Genomic DNA, 16,374 nt, shown 5'->3' with positions numbered 1-16,374 from the left:
CGTTAACCATAAGCCGGAACCAGGGATTGGAAGCCGGAGGAGTGAAATGACAATGCCAGGGCCGCACGGGCGGGGAGCGTGGCGGCCCTGGCATCGATGCAGCGATCGGTGTTCTGTTATCGCGACCGCTTGCGCCCGGTGATCATGGCCCGAACAAGGTTTTCCCGATGTTCGAAGCTGGCGAGTATGACACCCAGGATATGAAGCCCGACCAATGCGAGCGTCAGATTGACCGCACCTTCGTGCAGATTGCCGACCCATTCGACGCCCCAATAGGCGTCCGTCGTCATCATGTAGCCCGACGTGGCGATGGTTGCGATCAGGACGAGGAGTGCGATCACCATCGCGCCGCCAGCCGGGTTGTGGCCGATATAGCGCCGCGCCCGCATGCGGACGGTATCCTTCAGAAAACCGACAACCGTGGACGGCCGGTAGATGAAGGCCGAGAAACGTGCGTGCTCGGTGCCGATCAGTCCCCAGATGACCCGGAAGGCGATCAGCCCGGCGATCACATAGCCCGAGATGATGTGGGCGTTCTTCCACTCGTCGCCGGTCAGGTAGGAAAAGGTGAAACAGCCGACCAGAGACCAGTGGAACAGCCGGACGAACGGGTCCCAGACCTTTTCGGTCGCGGCGCCCTCATTGAGCGCGCCGCGATTGTCGAAACCGGCATCAACCGTCATTGTCTTCACCGGCGGCTTCGCCGGTCACCGGGTTGAACAACTGCTCGACGCGCTTGCCCTTGGGATCGACGGCATAGACTTCGTAGCAGCCCTTCTCGGCCTTTACCTGACGAACCTTGTAGCCCATGCCTTCGGCCTTCTGCTGCATGGCCTCCTTCGTCATCCACTTGGACTGGGGCTCGTTGCCGCAAGGGCTGCCTGCGGCAAAAGCGGCGCCGGCGAAAGCTGCGGAAGCAAGGATTGCAAGAATGGTGGTTTTCATAAAGTCGTCTCCAACGTCTTGTCGGGACCGGACTGTCCGGCCACGAGATGGAAACTAGCGCAGGCAAGCTGACAGCCGGCTGACGGCGCTTGTCAGGTTGCTGTAAGGTTCGCGGCGCTAATGGGAGGATATGGCAACCCGTGGCGCAACCCAGACCATGTCCCTCTCCCGTCGGCGCATGCTGCTTCTCGCGGCAGGCGCGTTTGCGACCGTCTTGCCGAGGCTCGCGCGCGCAGACGATGACGATGGAGACGGTGATCGCGACGATGCGCTGCGCTCCGTCAGCGCCGGCCACGCAAAACCTCTGTCCGCCATCCTGCCGACGATCCGGGAAAAGTGGCCGGGCGATCTCGTCGGCGTGAAGATCCGCCGCAAGAAAAGCCGTCTCTATTATTCCATCCGCGTCGTCGCCGAGAACGGCCACCTGATCGAGATCGAGGTCGATGCCGCTACCGGCGCGGTGCTCGAGGTGGAAAACGAATAGATGCGCATTCTGCTGGCCGAAGACGATCCGTTGATCGCGCGCGACGTCGCCGCACATCTGGCAAGTGCCGGATATCTGGTCAGGCACGTCGCCGACGGCGAAACCGCCTGGCACCTAGGCGACACCGAGGATTTTTCCGCCGCCGTCCTGGATCTTGGCCTCCCGACACTCGACGGCATGCAGGTCCTGAAGCGCTGGCGCGCCGCCGGCCGCGACATGCCGGTCCTCATCCTGACCGCAAGGGGCAATTGGGAGGAACGGGTCGAGGGAATCGACGCGGGCGCCGACGACTACCTGCCAAAGCCCTTTCGCATGCTCGAACTTCTGGCCAGGCTGAGAGCGATCATGCGCCGCTATGCCGGCCAGACCGGGACGATGCTCGCCTGCGGCCCGATCGAGATCGACACGAAGAACAAGGCCGTCTTCCTTAATGGCGTGCCAGCCCCGCTGTCTGCATTGGAATACCGCTGCGTCTCCGTGCTCGCCATGAATGCCGGCCGTCCCGTCTCGCAGATCGAGCTGACCGAGCAACTCTACGAGCAGGACTTCGAGCGCGACAGCAATTCGATCGAGGTGCTCATCACGCGATTGCGCCGCAAGCTCGGCAGGGAAACCATCCTGACCAAGCGCGGCTTCGGCTACCAGTTGACGACCAGCGAGTGATGATGCGGTCGATCCGGCTTCGCTTTCTGCTCGTTTCGCTGATCGGCATCACCATTGCGCTCTCGCTCGCCGCATGGTTCTTCGTCGCGCTGTTCACCCGCAATCTGCAAGCCCGGATCGACGGGGAGCTCTCCGGCTACATCGGGCGGCTGGCGGCCACGCTTCGGTTCGACGATAGCGGCGCCCTCGAGCGTCCGCAGCAGCTCGCCGACAACCGCTTCTACCAGCCCTATGGCGGCCTTTACTGGCAAATCGAGGACGAGGCGCAAAGTGTCCGCATGCGCTCGCCATCTCTCTTCGACTACGCCCTGCCCCTGCCCGCCGACACCCATGAGCCGGGCACCGTTCACCGCTACCGCCTTCCGGGACCGGACGGCCGGGACGTCATGGTTCAGGAGCGCATCATCGTCGCGGCCGCGCCCGGCGGAAAGCGGGAGATCCGCATCGCCGTGGCCGTCGATGCCACCGACCTCGACAATGCCAGCAGCCGCTTTGCCCGAACGATCCTGCCCTACATCCTGGCCCTGGCGCTTCTGCTGTCGCTCATGTCGGCCTTGCAGCTCTCCTTCGGCCTGCGTCCACTGTCGAGGCTCGCCGACGACGTCAGGAAGATACGCGAGCGCCGGGCCACGCATCTCGACGGTGAATATCCGAGCGAGCTTTCGGTGCTCTCCAGCCAATTGAACCAGCTGATCGAAGCGCAGGAAAAGACGGTCAAATCCGCCCGCGCCCGCGCGGCCGACCTGGCCCACGGGCTGAAGACCCCGCTGACCGTTCTTGCCAATGACGCCCTGACCTTGCGCGACAAGGGTGAGACGGAGATCGCCGACGAGCTGGAGGCGCTTGCCGCGACGATGCGGGCACATGTTGACCACGAACTGGCGCGGGCGCGCATGGCTCCAAGCCCGGAGCAGAGACGATCCGACGCCAATCTCCGGGACGTCGTCGACGGTCTCGTCAGGACGTTGCGCCGCTCGCCGGATGGCGAACGGCTGGACTGGCGCTCGGAGGTTCCGGAAGGCGCCGTCGTGCCCGTCGATCCGCAGGATGCCCGCGAGATGCTCGGCAACATCCTGGAAAACGCCGCCAAATGGGCGTCGGCAGCGGTCAGCGTCCGGGCGATCATGACGCGCGACGGCTGGCGGCTGGCGGTGGAGGACGACGGTCCCGGCGTCTCCCCCGACAAGCTTGGCGAGATCACCGCCCGCGGCCTGCGTCTCGATCACCGCAAGCCGGGCAGCGGCCTGGGCCTCGCCATCGTCGAGGACATCGCGACGCTTTATGGCATCGACGTCCTTTTCGACAATCGCGAGAAGGCCGGATTGCGGGCCGTGCTGACGTTTCCAAGGCTTTGAGAAACGACAGGTTTTTCGCACCTGCGAAACATTTACCTTGACTTGTGGGCCGCAATCCATCAATTAACGCCCAGCTTTCACCTTCCGGCCGCCGCGTGAGCTGGCCCCTGCGATTGAATTGAACGGACGCTCAAGAAGGAAAAGCGCAATACGTTAAGCACCGTGACGGTGCCATCCCAGCGCTGGAAAGCTATTTCCAACAAGCAAGTTCCCACTTCACGCGGGGTTCTTGATGTCTCACAGGCCCGACCCGCAACGAGCGGAGCCGGCAATACCTGTTGCGGCATCCGAAAGGTATTGAATTGACCACATTTGAATCTCTGGGTCTCTCTCCCAAGATCCTGAAGACGCTCGCCCTCGCCGGTTTCGAAAATCCGACGCCGATCCAGGCGCAGGCGATCCCGCTGGTACTCGAAGGCCGTGACCTGATCGGTCTCGCCCAGACCGGCACCGGCAAGACGGCAGCATTCGGCCTGCCGATCATCGAGCGGCTGATGGCGGAAGGCAAGGACGGCGTTCGTCCGGAATCGCGCACGACCCGCACGCTCATTCTCGCCCCGACCCGCGAACTGGTGAACCAGATCGCCGACAACCTGAAGTCCTTTGTCCGCAAGACGCCGCTGAAGATCAACACCGTCGTCGGCGGCGCCTCGATCAACAAGCAGCAGATGCAGCTTCTTCCCGGTTGCGACATTCTCGTCGCCACCCCGGGCCGCCTGCTCGACCTGATCGCCCGCAACGCGCTCTCGCTCGCGAAGGTCAGCTACCTCGTCCTCGACGAAGCCGACCAGATGCTCGACCTGGGCTTCATCCACGACCTGCGCAAGATCTCCAAGATGGTTCCGGCCAAGCGCCAGACCCTTCTGTTCTCGGCCACCATGCCGAAGACGATCGCCGATCTCGCCGGCAACTTCCTGACCAACCCGGTCAAGGTGGAAGTCACCCCTCCGGGCAAGGCCGCCGACAAGGTCGAGCAGTATGTCCACTTCGTCGCCGGCAAGAACGACAAGACGGCCATCCTCGAGAAGTCGCTCAACGACAATCCGGACGGCCGCGCGCTCGTCTTCCTGCGCACCAAGCACGGCGCCGAGAAGCTGATGGTGTACCTCGACAAGCGCGGTTTCGCCGCCGCCTCGATCCACGGCAACAAGAGCCAGGGTCAGCGCGAACGGGCTCTCAAGGGCTTCCGTGACGGCACGGTCAAGGTTCTGGTCGCCACCGACGTTGCCGCCCGAGGCATCGACGTTCCCGGCGTGACCCACGTCTACAATTACGACCTGCCGGAAGTGCCGGACGCATACGTCCACCGCATCGGCCGTACGGCCCGCGCCGGACGCGACGGCGTTGCCATCGCCTTCTGCGCACCGGACGAAGCCGGTCTCCTGCGCGACATCCAGCGCCTGATGGGCATCGAGATCGCCATCGCTTCGGGTGAACCGCATGCCGGTAACGCCCGACCGGTCCGTGGCAGCGGTGGCCGCAATGCAGGCGCCGGTCGCGGCAACGGCAACGGCCAGCGCGCACCGCGTGGCCAGGGAGCAGACGCCGAGCGCCGTGATCATGGCGATGGCGCCGGCCATCATCGTCCGGGCAAGAAGCCGCACCGCAAGGGCGCGTCTTTCCGTGGCGGCAAGGGGTCCGGCAGCGGACGCCCGAGTGCCGGCCGACAGGACCGCCGCGAACGCGCCTGAGCCTTTGATGGCATGACTATTTTGGATGGCGGGGCTCGTTCCCCGCCATTTCTTTTTTTTCCGGCAGGACATTTTCTGCTGTCGCTGAACAGCAAATGCTCAACTGATCAAATAAGCAGCAATCGCATTCTGCTTTTTCGGCAATTGCGTGCTGAACACGATCGACGAAGCGCGCGTTACAGCATCGCCAGATTGAGCTTCGCGGCCAAAGTCAGACCGTTGCGTACCCGCGAAATTTCTTTTGCTTCAACTGCGCACGCTTCTTGCATTGCCGATGGCATTGTAATCTTATGGAAAAAAATCACAGGGGAAAGTTCACTTGGCATTCGATGAAATGACAAACGCGGACGGAAGCCCGCGGGAACCCTACAGGAAATACATGGAGTGGCTCTCGGTACAGGATACCGAGCATCTGAAAGCCAAGGCGCGCGACGCCGAGAACATCTTCCGGCGAACAGGGATCACATTTGCCGTCTACGGCCACGAAGACTCCTCCGAACGCCTCATTCCCTTCGATCTCATTCCCCGCATCATATCTGGCCGCGAATGGCGAAAGCTGGCCCAGGGCATCGAGCAGCGCGTGATCGCCCTCAACGCCTTTCTCGACGACATCTACCACAAGCAGGAGATCGTCCGCGCCGGCCGCATTCCCCGGGAACTCATCGAGCGCAACGACGCCTTCCTGCCGCAGATGATCGGCATGAAGCCGCCGGGCGGCGTCTACACCCACATCATCGGCACGGACATCGTGCGCACCGGTGAAGACCAGTTCTATGTGCTGGAAGACAATGCCCGCACGCCGTCCGGCGTCAGCTACATGCTGGAAGACCGGGAAACGATGATGCACATGTTCCCGGAACTCTTCCAGAAGATCCGGGTGCGCCCGGTGGAAGACTATCCGCTGCGGCTGCGCCAGTCGCTCGACACGCTGGCGCCTCCCGGCTGCAAGGGCAAACCCCGCGTTGCCGTTCTTACCCCCGGCATCTTCAACTCCGCCTTCTATGAGCACGCCTTCCTCGCCGACCAGATGGGCGCCGAACTGGTGGAAGGCTCGGATCTGCGCGTCATCGACGGCAAGGTGCAGATGCGCACCATCCGTGGCTACGAGCCGATCGACGTGCTCTATCGCCGCGTCGACGACGACTTCCTCGACCCCCTCACCTTCCGTCCGGATTCGGCGCTCGGCATCGCCGGCATCATGGATGTCTACCGCGCCGGCAACATCACGATCGCCAATGCGCCCGGCACCGGGATTTCCGACGACAAGGCGATCTATTCCTACATGCCCGACATCGTCGAGTTCTACACCGGCCGCAAGGCGATGCTCGAGAATGTGCCGACTTGGCGCTGTTCCGAGCCCGACAGCCTCGCCTATGTGCTCGACAATCTGGCCGACCTCGTCGTCAAGGAAGTACACGGCTCCGGCGGCTACGGCATGCTGGTCGGCCCGACCGCGACGAAAAAGGAAGTCGCCGAATTCGCCAAGAAACTGAAGGCCAAGCCGGGCAATTACATCGCCCAGCCGACGCTCTCCCTCTCCACCGTTCCCATCATGGTCAAGAAAGGCGTTGCCCCGAGACACGTGGACCTCAGACCCTTCGCACTCGTATCGGACAAGGTCAGGATCATCCCCGGAGGGCTGACGCGCGTCGCCCTCAAGGAGGGTTCGCTCGTCGTCAATTCCAGTCAGGGAGGCGGCACCAAGGATACCTGGGTGCTGGAGGACTAAGACATGCTCGGACGTACTGCCAACGGACTCTACTGGATGTCGCGCTATCTGGAGCGCGCCGAAAACACCGCTCGCCTCGTCGATGCCGGCCTGCGCCTGTCGCTCACCCGCTCGTCAGGTGCCGACGACGAATGGGAAAGCATCCTGCATTCGGCCGATGTGAAGGAAGCCTACTTCAAGAAGCATGACAAGGTGACCGCCGCCGACGTGATCGACTTCATGCTGCGCGACCGGGACAACACCTCCTCCGTCATCAACAGCATGGAATTCGGCCGCAACAACGGCCGCATGGTGCGCACCGCGCTCACCCGCGACACCTGGGAAGCGCTGAACGAATGCTGGCTGGAAACCCGTCAGCTTCTGTCGAAGCGGATCAGCCCGGCCGTGCTGCCCGACGTCATCGAGACGATCAAGCGGCGCATCTCGCTGATCGGCGGCATGTTCTTCGGCACCATGCTGCGTGACGAGAACTACAATTTCGCCCAGCTCGGCACCTTCATCGAGCGCGCCGACAACACGAGCCGCATCCTGGACGTGAAGTACTACGTGCTCCTGCCGTCGATCACCTCAGTCGGCTCGTCGCTCGACAGCGTGCAGTGGGAATCGATCCTGCGCTCGGTCTCGGCCCAGCGCTCCTACAGCTGGGTCTATCAGGAGGACTATTCGCCGGCCAACATCGCCGACTTCCTGATCCTCAACGTCCAGATGCCGCGCTCGCTGGCCTATTGCTATGAGAAGCTCTGCTCGAACCTGAACTATCTGGCGCTGTCGGTCGGCGACCGTCACCCAGCCCATTCCACGGCGGAAGCGATGCGCAACCAGCTGCGCACCAAATCGATCGCCGAGATCATGGACCAGGGCCTGCACGAATTCCTCGACGACTTCATCACGCAGAACAATCAGCTCGGGATGGAAATTTCATCCGCATACAGGTTCTATTGATCGTGGACCTGTTTGAGCCCCGAACAGACAGGATGGAGATTGCGGCATGAGACTGAAGATCAGCCACATCACCGAATACCGCTATCCGACCCCGATGGAATTCTTCCTCCAGCGCCTGCGCCTGACGCCGAAATCCGGCCCAGGCCAGACCGTTGGGGCGTGGAAGACATCGGTTGAAGGTGCAAATTTCGAGGTCGGATACGACGACCACTTCGGCAACCGCGTGCAACTGCTGAGCATCACGGCGGAAACCGACAGCGTGCGGATCATCGCCGAAGGCGAAGTGGAGACCTCCGACCTCGCCGGCGTCGTCGGCCCGCATGTATCGAATGCGCCGCTGTGGCTTTTCAAGCGCGAAACGCCGCTGACCAAGCCCGGCAAGCTGGTGCGCGAACTGACCCGCGGCCTGACGGGTACCGATCTCGAAAAGATGCATGCGCTGATGCTCTCGATCCACGAGACCATCGCCTACGAGCCGGGCAACACCACGACCGCCACGACGGCAGAGGATGCGCTGGAGCACAAGAAGGGCGTCTGCCAGGACCATGCCCATGCCTTCATCGCCGCCGCGCGTTCCATGAAAATCCCGGCGCGCTACATTTCCGGCTACCTGTTCATGGAAGACAAGCTGGAGCAGGAGGCGACGCATGCCTGGGCGGAAGTCTACATTCCGGATCTTGGCTGGGTCGGCTTCGATCCGGCCAACAATCTGTGCCCCGACGACCGCTACATCCGCGTTGCCTGCGGCCTCGACTACCGCGATGCCGCTCCGGTTTCCGGCATGCGCATCGGCTCCGGCGAAGAAAAGATGACCGTCACGGTGAAGATCGTCGAGCAGCCGGCCGGCCAGTCGCAAAGCCAGAGCCAGGGCTGACGGCGACCCGCGCCTGAAGGACGGCAAGCTCCGCGCCAATTTGCGTGTCTAGAACCCTTGACCGAAAGGGAGCGTGATCATGCTGTTCGGGCAATCGGTCTTTCAGTCGGTGCTCGAGCGGCTGAAGGAAGAGCATCCTGAGGTCGAGGACGAGGAACCGTCGTACCGCGTGCGCGGTCTCGGCGCGGCGTTCGTTGCCGCCCAGTCGCCGTCAGACGATGTCAGAGCCAGTGGCGTCATGAGCGCCTACATGGATATTGCCGGCGAAACACCCCCTTCCCCGCCCGAACCGGAACCGGCTGAAGAACCCGCCATCGAGCAGGAGCCGGTCATGCCGGCGCATCTCTCCCGCATCGACCCGCAGGAAGTCTCTGAGGAACTGGCGCTCAGCGAGGACGAAACCGTCGCCAGCCTGCACGAAAAGCGCCGCCTGTTTGCCAAGGCCAATCACCCGGACAGCGTTGCCGCGGAATTCCGCGACAATGCCAATATCCGCATGATGATCGCCAACCTGCTGATCGACGAGGCGCTGCGGCGGCTGAAAAAGCAGGACACCCGCTGATCCAGCCGCCTATGGCTTCAGTCAATGCGCATTGCTCACCGGAAACCAGTACTGCGCCCCGGCGGCACCGCGCCGGATCACCACATGCTGGTTGGCGAAGATGCGGTAGGGCGCGCTCCATTCGCCATCCGGCCATTGCACCCGGATCACCGCGCGTTCGTTGACGCCGAGCCCGAAATGCGTGAAGCCGAGATGGCCCGACGCATGGCCGCCGCCGACCTGGACGGTCCGCACCTGCGTCAACGTCCCTGCCCTGACATTGATCTTGGCGCCGACGGCGAAGGGATTGACCTTGCCGTTGTCGAGTTCGATCTCCGTCCAGTTGCCGAGCGGCCGGTAGCCCCAGTCGGTCTTGGCGCCCATGTTGCGGAAGAGGCTCGCCTTCTGGCTGCGGTTGACGACCAGCAGATCGAGCATGCCGTCATTGTTGAAGTCCTCCAGCACTGCACCGCGGCCCTTGGTGTTCAACGCGATGCCTGCCTCGCCGCCACGCTCGTGGAACTTGCCGTCGAAGCCTCCAAGCAGGAGATTGTCCGGATCGAAATTGGCAAAGTCCGGCATCACCTCGACATTGCCCTTGGCGATGAACAGATCGAGGTTGGTGTCGTTGTTGACGTCGGCGAATTCCGAATGCCAGCCAGTCGAGGGCCGACGGTCGCCGCCGGCATAGGGCCGGTATGCGGTCGAGCCCTTCTCATAGGCGATGTCGCGGTATGTCGGCCGATCCTCCTCCGCCTCGTCGTCGAGCGTCTGCAGCATGGTGTCGCCCATCGAGGTCAGCGCATATTCCGGCAGGCCATCGGCGTTGAGGTCGGCTTCGGCGATGCCCATGCCCCAGATCTTCAGCGCCTGCCAGCCCTGCGCTGCCGTATACTGCCGGGGCGGATGGCCGTCGGGCAGCTCCCAGAGCTGTTCCTGGCCGCCACGATAATATTGCCGGTCATTGGTGACCCTCAGCGACGCCTTGCCCGACCGGTTCCAGTCGGTAAACAGCATCGACAGCGAGCAATAGCTGGGCCTCAGCGCGAAGGCATCCGAGTAATCCGGCTTGTCGCCCTCCTTCGGCCGCAGCAGCCGGTTGTCCGAGCAGGTGCCGAACGGCGATCCCGGCGCGGAACGATCGACATAGTTGCCGAACGCCAGTGTCGGGAAGCGGTTCTCGCCTTCCCAGGTGGCGGCAAATGCCGTCGACCAGTCCCGCCCGCCGTCAAACGCAAAAGCCCGGTTGGCCTTTTCGAAACTGCAATTCGGACCGCCCTTCAGGACGATGTTCTCGCCGAGCCGCAACAGCACGAGATCGATGTGACGGTCGTTGTCGATATCGACCGGATAGACGCCGAGCACGGATTTCTCGTCCCGTTCGGAAAGCCCAAGCGACCGCTTCTCGAAGGCGAGCGCGCCGCCGACCGGGCTGTGGTTGACATAAAGCGTCGCGGGCGACGTTCCGCCGGCGAGCACCAGGTCGGGCGTCCGGTCGCCATTGCAGTCGAAGCTCGCAACGCCGCCGCCGACGAAATATTCCCATGGGCCGGTGTATTCATGGTCGATGCCGGCGGCGAGCGCCTCTTCATGGAACTGCGGAATGTCGCCGTAGAACGGTGCTTCGGGCTTGGCGTCATCCGCGGCGATCGAAGGCTGGAAGAGCCCGAGTGCGGCAAGACCCGCGTAGAATACGGTTTTTCTCATGATACCCCTCCTCATGGCTTGATCACCAGCGTCTTCAGGTAGGCAATGATGCTGTTGCGGTCGGCTTCCGAGGCCGCCACGTAGGCATCACGCGCCGCCCGCCCGTCGCCGCCATGTGCGCGGATCACCTCGTCGAGCGTGGTGATGTCGTTGCGATGGCCGTAAGGCGCCGTCGAGCCCACGCCCCAGAGTTCGGCGGTCATGAAGATGTTGCGATCGACGAATCGCTGCGGCAGCAGTTCGTTGCCGAGCTGGTCGATGCGGTTATCCGTCATCGTGTGGCGCTTGAGGTCGCCGAACAGCGGCACCAGAACCTCGCCCTTATCGTTGCGCGGCAGCGCGTCCGTCCATTTCTCCAGCGCCAGATCGTAGATCGCCGGCGCCTTGACCTGGGAAATGCTGAGCGTGCCGGCAACGTCAGCACCGCCCGGATCGGAAAATTTCAGCGATGTCAGCGGCAGGCTCGGCTTGTGACAGGTCTCGCAACCCATCGCACCGAAATTCCTGGCGCCGAGCGCCGCCATCTCGCGCCAGCGGGCGTCGTCGGGCACTTCCTCGACAGGTGCGGGCCTTGTCGCCTGCCAGGCGACCAGCGCCGAAACATCGGCGGCGTTGATCTCGTCGGCAACACCGTCACCATCGAAATCCGCCTCGCCGGTCCAGCGCGCGCCGAATCGCTCCTCCGCCTCCATACCGTGATGGGCATTCAGCGCATTGATGGTGAACTGCCGGATCGACGTCATCACGCCCTTCTGGCTGAACGGCCGGATGACGAGGTCCATGTCGACGCCGTCAAGTTCACTCATGTCGACGATGCCGTCGGGATGCACGGTCAGCCAGCCGAAGTCGATGCCCTTCGTCACAAGCTTGATGCGCAGCTCCTTGCCGACCTTCTCCGCTTCCTTGAGAGCCTCGAGACGCTGGCGCTGCAGATCGGCCGTCATCTCGCGGGCCAACAGTTCGACAAGGCCGGCGCCGAACAGGTGGGTCGTTCCGCGCTCGTTGGAGAACTGCGGATCGGTCGTGTCGAAATCGGCGCTTTCGAAGCCTTCCGAGACGAAAACGTTCATCGAGAAGTCGCCGGCGCCGCCGACGACCGGCTGGTTATGACAGGACGAACAGGAATTGGAATCCATACCGGCCGTGCGCGAGAACTCGTTCGGCACGGGATGCCGGCGCTTGGTCGGTACGATCGCCTGTGTGGCCAATGGCCGGCCGGAGCCGTCGAGCGTCGTATAGCGCGCCTCGAACAGCTTCTCCCCGATATCCGACAGCGCCTTCAGCTGTGCCGCGTCCAGCGTTCCGGAAACCTCGGCTCCCGCCGTGCCGAGTGCGGCCGTGCGCTCCTCCCACGGTTCTGCGGCCATCGCCGGCATGGCCAGCGCCATCAGCGCCGCGCCGCCCGTTATCCATCTCCTCATAGTCCCCTCCTCCTCAAAACATGTCTTATCCGGTTTGCATGATAGCCTGGTCCATCGTCGAGAGCGCCTTGCTCAGGTGCCCGCTGAAGGCCAGGTTCTGCTCATCCGCAATAATCGAAATATCCGGCATGCCGCGCATGGCGACGATGTGCGATTGGCCGAGTCCCTCCACCAGACCCGCCCTCATGAGATCGTAATAGCGGGTGCCGGGTCCCGTGATCACGATCGGCATGAAATCATAAAGGCTCATGAGCCGCGACAGGCCGTTGCCGAGCGCCAGGCCGGCTTGCCGGAAGGCGAATTCGGCCATGCGGTTGCCGCGCCGCGCATTTGCGGCAATCTTGTCCAGCTCCGAAAGCGGCACGAATTTCGCCGGTATCGTGTCCTCCGGCACCTCGAAGGCACTCCGCAAGATCGCATAGAAGCCGGAATAGGCCTCGATGCAGCCCCTCGCCCCGCAGCGGCAGAGCGCGCCGCCGCTCTGGTGCAGCATGTGACCGAAATTCGGCGCGGAAACGCTTTCGCGGTCACCGGCAGTGGTGACGATGCCAAGCCCGATCGAATGGCCGAGCGACAGTGCCGTCAACGACGGCGGACTGCGATCCAGCCGACGTGCGATCGCCTGTGCGACAAGCAGCGTCTCGTTTGACAGGGAAATGATCGCATGCCGATTGGCGTCGAAGACCGCCTGGAAATCCACCTGCTTGCTGCCGAACACCGGCGACCACATCAGGACCGGGCGGTCGCTGGCGACGAGGCCCTTGCTGCTTGCGGTGATCGCCAGCAGCCGATCGCCATCGATCTGCGAGCGCTCCAGCAGGCGAGCGAGCCCTTGCCGCAACATGACCACGAACTCCTCCGGCCCGTCGGGATTGGTCTGCCGCGCCTCGTTGAACCGGTCGATCAGCGTACCGCGATAGTCGGCCAGCGAGAATTGCACCGTGTCCGAAGAAATGATGATGATGGCCAGATAGGCGAAATCCCGTTTCGGCGCGAAGAGCACCCTGGGCCTTCCTCGGCCGGTGGCGGCGATCTGCTCCACCCTCTCGATCACGCCCCGCCCCTCGAGTTCCGCCGTGATCGCCGACACCGTGGCCGACGAAAGTCCGGTCCGCTCGGCGATCATCGTGTGTGCGGCAGCACCGTGCTGCCTCAGAGCGTCCAGCACGAGGATGGCGTTGCCGATACGCAACTGTTCAGTACTGGACCTGGCCGAACTGACCATCATCCGATTCTTTCGACGTTTCCTTTTTGGGGGCTCCTCCCAGAGCACACGGCGGCGTGCAGACCAAGCTTTTCAGCCGAGTTGACAGCCTAAAAATTCTCTGCCATTTAATTTCTCGACTGTCGAGAAAAAACTTTTTGAGGGTTCTCGGCAGATTTGTGGTCCGGCTGGCCATTACCTAGGAGGGGCGCCGGACGTTCGATTGGGAGGACAATATGAAGAAGTTGACTGCCGCGCTTGCGGGCGCAGTATTTACCATGGCTATCGCTGGCCCGGTTCTGGCCGAAGGCAAGACGGTCGCCGTTTCCTGGAAGATCTTCCAGGAAGAGCGCTGGAAGCGCGACGAAGGCGTCATCAAGAAGATCGTCGAAGACGCCGGCGACAAGTACATTTCCGCCGACGCCCAGGGCTCTGCCGCCAAGCAGCTGACCGACATCGAATCGCTGATTTCGCAGGGTGCCGACGTGCTCCTGATCGTTCCGTGGGACTCGGAAGCCATCATGCCGGCCGTTCAGAAGGCCAAGGATGAAGGCATTCCGATGATTGCCTACGACGTTCAGATCGAAGATCCGAGCGTTCTCTACATGACCTTCGACAACGTCGGCGTCGGCCGCCTGATGACCCAGGAAGTTCTCAAGGTGAAGGACAAGGGCAACTTTGCCATCATCAAGGGCGACCAGGGCGATCCGAACGCGACCTTCCTCTACAACGGCATGATGGAAGTGCTGAAGCCGAAGATCGACTCCGGCGACATCAAGGTCGTTGGCGAAGCCTCTTCGGACGGCTGGAAGCCGGAAAATGCGCAGAAGAACATGGAACAGATCCTGACCGCCGCCGACAACAAGGTCGACGCCGTTCTGTCTGAAAACGACGGCATGGCCGGCGGTGTGGTTGCTGCCCTCGCCGCCCAGGGTCTCGCCGGTACTGTTCCGGTCTCCGGTCAGGACGGCGACTTCGCCGCCATCAACCGCGTGGCTCTCGGCACCCAGACCGTTTCGATCTGGAAGGACTCCCGCGCCCTCGGCAAGGCTGCCGCTGAAGCAGCCCTGATGCTCGCCGACGGCAAGGAAATGACCGACGTGCCGAACGTCTCCAAGTTCAACCAGGGCGCCAAGGGCGTCGAGATGAACTCGGTTCTGCTGACGCCGACCCCGGTCACCAAGGACAACATCAACGTTGTCATCGATGCCGGCTGGATCGACAAGGCAACCGCCTGCGCCGGCGTACCGGCTGGCAAGGTCGCAGCCTGCGACTAAGACCTGCGGGCAAAGCCTCTATTGGCTGAAACGGGACCGCGCTGCATCCATGTGGCGCGGTCCTGTCGAATACGGGGCACAAAAGTCATGAACCATCATGCAGTCTCGCAGCCGGTCTGCGACGCTTAAGGCAAGCGCACGAAGCGGCCCGCCCGACGTCACGATCACTGGGCGGAAGACTTCGAGATTCATTAAAAAGGCAGAAAAATCGTGAACAAACCTCATTCCGCTTCGCCCGGTCCGGGGCAAGTCAAAGAAGGGCCGGTCACCACCTTCCTTCGGGCGACGGAGATCGACGCGCGCATGCTCGGCATGATCGGCGCCCTTCTTCTCATTTGGGTCGGTTTTCATGTGTACGGGATGATCTTCAACGGCTACGGCGCGTTCCTGACCTTCCGCAACCTGTGGAACCTGTCGGTCCAGACCTCGTCCATCGCCGTCATGGCCACCGGCATGGTGCTGATCATCGTCACCCGCCACATCGACCTGTCGGTCGGCTCCATGCTCGGCGTGACCGCCATGATCACCGGCGTGGTCCAGGTATGGCTGTTGCCGCCGGTCCTCGGCTTCGGTGACCCCGCCATCTGGATTCTCGCGGTCATCACCGCGCTCGTCGTCGGCACGCTGATCGGCGCCTTCCAGGGCATCCTGATCGCCTACCTGCAGATCCCAGCCTTCATCGTCACGCTCGGCGGCCTGATGGTCTGGCGCGGCGCGGCATGGTGGGTGGCGCGCGGTGAGACGATCTCGCCGGTCGACGCCAACTTCGCCCTCATCGGCGGCGGCCCCTATGGCTCCATCGGTGTCACGGCCAGCTGGATCGTCGCGGCGCTCGGCTGCGTTGCCATCGCCTTTTCTCTCCATGCAGCACGCCGCCAGCGCACCCGCTTCGGCTTCCCGCTGCGTCCGATGTGGGCGGAAGTCTTCATCGGCACCTGTGGCTCGCTGATGCTGCTCGGCGCTGCCTATGTCGCCAACAACTACCCCTGGCCGCGCGGCATCGTCAAACAATACGCCGCCGCCCACAACATCACCGTGCCGCCGGAAGGCCTCGACATCGGCCATGGCTTCGCCATTCCGGTGCTGATTGCCGCGGCCGTCATGGTCGGCATGACCTTCCTGGCCAACCGCACCCGCTTCGGCCGCTATGTCTTCGCCATCGGCGGCAATCCGGAAGCGGCAGAACTCGCCGGCATCAACACCCGCCGCGTCACCGTCATGGTCTTCGCGCTGATGGGCACGCTGGTCGGCATTTCCGCCATCATCGCCTCGGCCCGCCTCAACTCGGCGACCGCCGACCTCGGCAAGCTCGACGAACTCTACGTCATCGCCGCGGCCGTCATCGGCGGCACGTCGCTGGCCGGCGGCTCGGGCACCATATGGGGCGCCGTCCTCGGCGCACTGGTCATGCAGTCGCTGCAGTCGGGCATGGTGCTGATCGGCTTCGACAGCGCCATGCAGCAGGTGGTCGTCGGCATGGTGCTCGTCGTAGCGGTCTGGATCGACACGATCTACCGCCGGCGTATCAAGTAAGGAGGACG

At 63.1% G+C, this 16,374-nt stretch carries 16 protein-coding genes; 11 read left to right on the top strand and 5 right to left on the bottom strand.

Annotation, left to right across the window (positions count from 1 at the left end):
- Positions 1 to 116: 116 nt before the first annotated feature.
- Both NN662_RS06420 and NN662_RS06415 read right to left on the bottom strand, forming a co-directional pair.
- Positions 117 to 683: a cytochrome b/b6 domain-containing protein gene (locus NN662_RS06420; protein WP_261929472.1), complete on the bottom strand. Its 567-nt coding sequence runs from the start codon at positions 681 to 683 to the stop codon at positions 117 to 119.
- Positions 673 to 945 carry a PepSY domain-containing protein gene (locus NN662_RS06415; protein WP_261929471.1) on the bottom strand — a complete coding sequence of 91 codons (273 nt, stop codon included), beginning with the start codon at positions 943 to 945 and terminating at the stop codon, positions 673 to 675. Before NN662_RS06415 ends, NN662_RS06420 begins: the two co-directional genes overlap by 11 nt.
- Positions 946 to 1,075: 130 nt before the next feature.
- On the opposite strand from NN662_RS06415, the gene NN662_RS06410 reads away from it, so the two are divergent.
- From NN662_RS06410 to NN662_RS06370, 9 genes are all read left to right on the top strand, one after another.
- Positions 1,076 to 1,429 carry a PepSY domain-containing protein gene (locus tag NN662_RS06410; protein ID WP_261929470.1) on the top strand — a complete coding sequence of 118 codons (354 nt, stop codon included), beginning with the start codon at positions 1,076 to 1,078 and terminating at the stop codon, positions 1,427 to 1,429.
- The gene (locus NN662_RS06405) at positions 1,430 to 2,092 is read left to right on the top strand and encodes a response regulator transcription factor (protein WP_261929469.1); all 663 of its coding nucleotides are present in this window, start codon (positions 1,430 to 1,432) and stop codon (positions 2,090 to 2,092) included.
- Positions 2,092 to 3,447, top strand: coding sequence for a sensor histidine kinase (locus NN662_RS06400; protein WP_261929468.1), 1,356 nt, complete (start codon positions 2,092 to 2,094; stop codon positions 3,445 to 3,447). The genes NN662_RS06405 and NN662_RS06400 overlap by 1 nt, the downstream gene beginning before the upstream one ends.
- 302 nt (positions 3,448 to 3,749) lie before the next feature.
- Complete coding sequence (locus tag NN662_RS06395) at positions 3,750 to 5,138, top strand: DEAD/DEAH box helicase (protein ID WP_261929467.1); 1,389 nt, start codon at positions 3,750 to 3,752, stop codon at positions 5,136 to 5,138.
- 12 nt (positions 5,139 to 5,150) lie between these two features.
- The gene (locus NN662_RS06390; protein ID WP_261929466.1) at positions 5,151 to 5,471 is read left to right on the top strand and encodes a hypothetical protein; all 321 of its coding nucleotides are present in this window, start codon (positions 5,151 to 5,153) and stop codon (positions 5,469 to 5,471) included.
- Between the two features lies 1 nt (position 5,472).
- Positions 5,473 to 6,867 (top strand): circularly permuted type 2 ATP-grasp protein, encoded by a 1,395-nt coding sequence (locus NN662_RS06385; protein ID WP_261931878.1) that lies wholly within the window; start codon positions 5,473 to 5,475, stop codon positions 6,865 to 6,867.
- A gap of 3 nt (positions 6,868 to 6,870) precedes the next feature.
- Positions 6,871 to 7,809 carry an alpha-E domain-containing protein gene (locus NN662_RS06380; RefSeq protein ID WP_261929465.1) on the top strand — a complete coding sequence of 313 codons (939 nt, stop codon included), beginning with the start codon at positions 6,871 to 6,873 and terminating at the stop codon, positions 7,807 to 7,809.
- A gap of 46 nt (positions 7,810 to 7,855) precedes the next feature.
- Positions 7,856 to 8,683, top strand: a complete 828-nt coding sequence (locus tag NN662_RS06375) for a transglutaminase family protein (protein WP_261929464.1) — start codon at positions 7,856 to 7,858, stop codon at positions 8,681 to 8,683.
- A 79-nt stretch (positions 8,684 to 8,762) separates the two neighbouring features.
- Positions 8,763 to 9,245: a hypothetical protein gene (locus tag NN662_RS06370; protein ID WP_261929463.1), complete on the top strand. Its 483-nt coding sequence runs from the start codon at positions 8,763 to 8,765 to the stop codon at positions 9,243 to 9,245.
- Positions 9,246 to 9,266: 21 nt separating this feature from the next.
- Here NN662_RS06370 and NN662_RS06365 read toward each other — a convergent pair whose 3' ends face one another.
- The 3 genes from NN662_RS06365 to NN662_RS06355 are packed head-to-tail and all read right to left on the bottom strand — an operon-like array spanning position 9,267 to position 13,580.
- A complete protein-coding gene (locus NN662_RS06365) occupies positions 9,267 to 10,931 on the bottom strand; it encodes a CRTAC1 family protein (RefSeq protein WP_261929462.1) in 1,665 nt (554 codons plus the stop codon).
- Between the two features lie 11 nt (positions 10,932 to 10,942).
- Positions 10,943 to 12,352, bottom strand: a complete 1,410-nt coding sequence (locus tag NN662_RS06360) for a di-heme oxidoredictase family protein (RefSeq protein WP_261929461.1) — start codon at positions 12,350 to 12,352, stop codon at positions 10,943 to 10,945.
- A 25-nt stretch (positions 12,353 to 12,377) separates the two neighbouring features.
- Entirely contained in the window at positions 12,378 to 13,580 is a 1,203-nt protein-coding gene (locus NN662_RS06355) for an ROK family transcriptional regulator (protein ID WP_261929460.1), read from the bottom strand.
- A 212-nt stretch (positions 13,581 to 13,792) separates the two neighbouring features.
- On the opposite strand from NN662_RS06355, the gene NN662_RS06350 reads away from it, so the two are divergent.
- Positions 13,793 to 14,833 carry a substrate-binding domain-containing protein gene (locus NN662_RS06350; protein WP_261929459.1) on the top strand — a complete coding sequence of 347 codons (1,041 nt, stop codon included), beginning with the start codon at positions 13,793 to 13,795 and terminating at the stop codon, positions 14,831 to 14,833.
- Between the two features lie 207 nt (positions 14,834 to 15,040).
- A complete protein-coding gene (locus NN662_RS06345) occupies positions 15,041 to 16,366 on the top strand; it encodes a sugar ABC transporter permease (protein ID WP_410010962.1) in 1,326 nt (441 codons plus the stop codon).
- Positions 16,367 to 16,374 lie beyond the last annotated feature (8 nt).

It is taken from the genome of Rhizobium sp. NRK18 (assembly GCF_024385575.1).
Taxonomy (GTDB): domain Bacteria; phylum Pseudomonadota; class Alphaproteobacteria; order Rhizobiales; family Rhizobiaceae; genus JANFMV01.
This window is presented reverse-complemented; position numbering and strand designations above follow the sequence as displayed.

Coding starts and splice junctions, on each gene's coding strand:
- NN662_RS06355 (WP_261929460.1), bottom strand. CDS start 13,580: ATGATGGTCAGTTCGGCCAGGTCCAGTACTGAACAGTTGCGTATCGGC.
- NN662_RS06375 (WP_261929464.1), top strand. CDS start 7,856: ATGAGACTGAAGATCAGCCACATCACCGAATACCGCTATCCGACCCCG.
- NN662_RS06385 (WP_261931878.1), top strand. CDS start 5,473: ATGACAAACGCGGACGGAAGCCCGCGGGAACCCTACAGGAAATACATG.
- NN662_RS06360 (WP_261929461.1), bottom strand. CDS start 12,352: ATGAGGAGATGGATAACGGGCGGCGCGGCGCTGATGGCGCTGGCCATG.
- NN662_RS06350 (WP_261929459.1), top strand. CDS start 13,793: ATGAAGAAGTTGACTGCCGCGCTTGCGGGCGCAGTATTTACCATGGCT.
- NN662_RS06370 (WP_261929463.1), top strand. CDS start 8,763: ATGCTGTTCGGGCAATCGGTCTTTCAGTCGGTGCTCGAGCGGCTGAAG.
- NN662_RS06365 (WP_261929462.1), bottom strand. CDS start 10,931: ATGAGAAAAACCGTATTCTACGCGGGTCTTGCCGCACTCGGGCTCTTC.
- NN662_RS06410 (WP_261929470.1), top strand. CDS start 1,076: ATGGCAACCCGTGGCGCAACCCAGACCATGTCCCTCTCCCGTCGGCGC.
- NN662_RS06415 (WP_261929471.1), bottom strand. CDS start 945: ATGAAAACCACCATTCTTGCAATCCTTGCTTCCGCAGCTTTCGCCGGC.
- NN662_RS06420 (WP_261929472.1), bottom strand. CDS start 683: ATGACGGTTGATGCCGGTTTCGACAATCGCGGCGCGCTCAATGAGGGC.
- NN662_RS06405 (WP_261929469.1), top strand. CDS start 1,430: ATGCGCATTCTGCTGGCCGAAGACGATCCGTTGATCGCGCGCGACGTC.
- NN662_RS06400 (WP_261929468.1), top strand. CDS start 2,092: ATGATGCGGTCGATCCGGCTTCGCTTTCTGCTCGTTTCGCTGATCGGC.
- NN662_RS06390 (WP_261929466.1), top strand. CDS start 5,151: ATGACTATTTTGGATGGCGGGGCTCGTTCCCCGCCATTTCTTTTTTTT.
- NN662_RS06380 (WP_261929465.1), top strand. CDS start 6,871: ATGCTCGGACGTACTGCCAACGGACTCTACTGGATGTCGCGCTATCTG.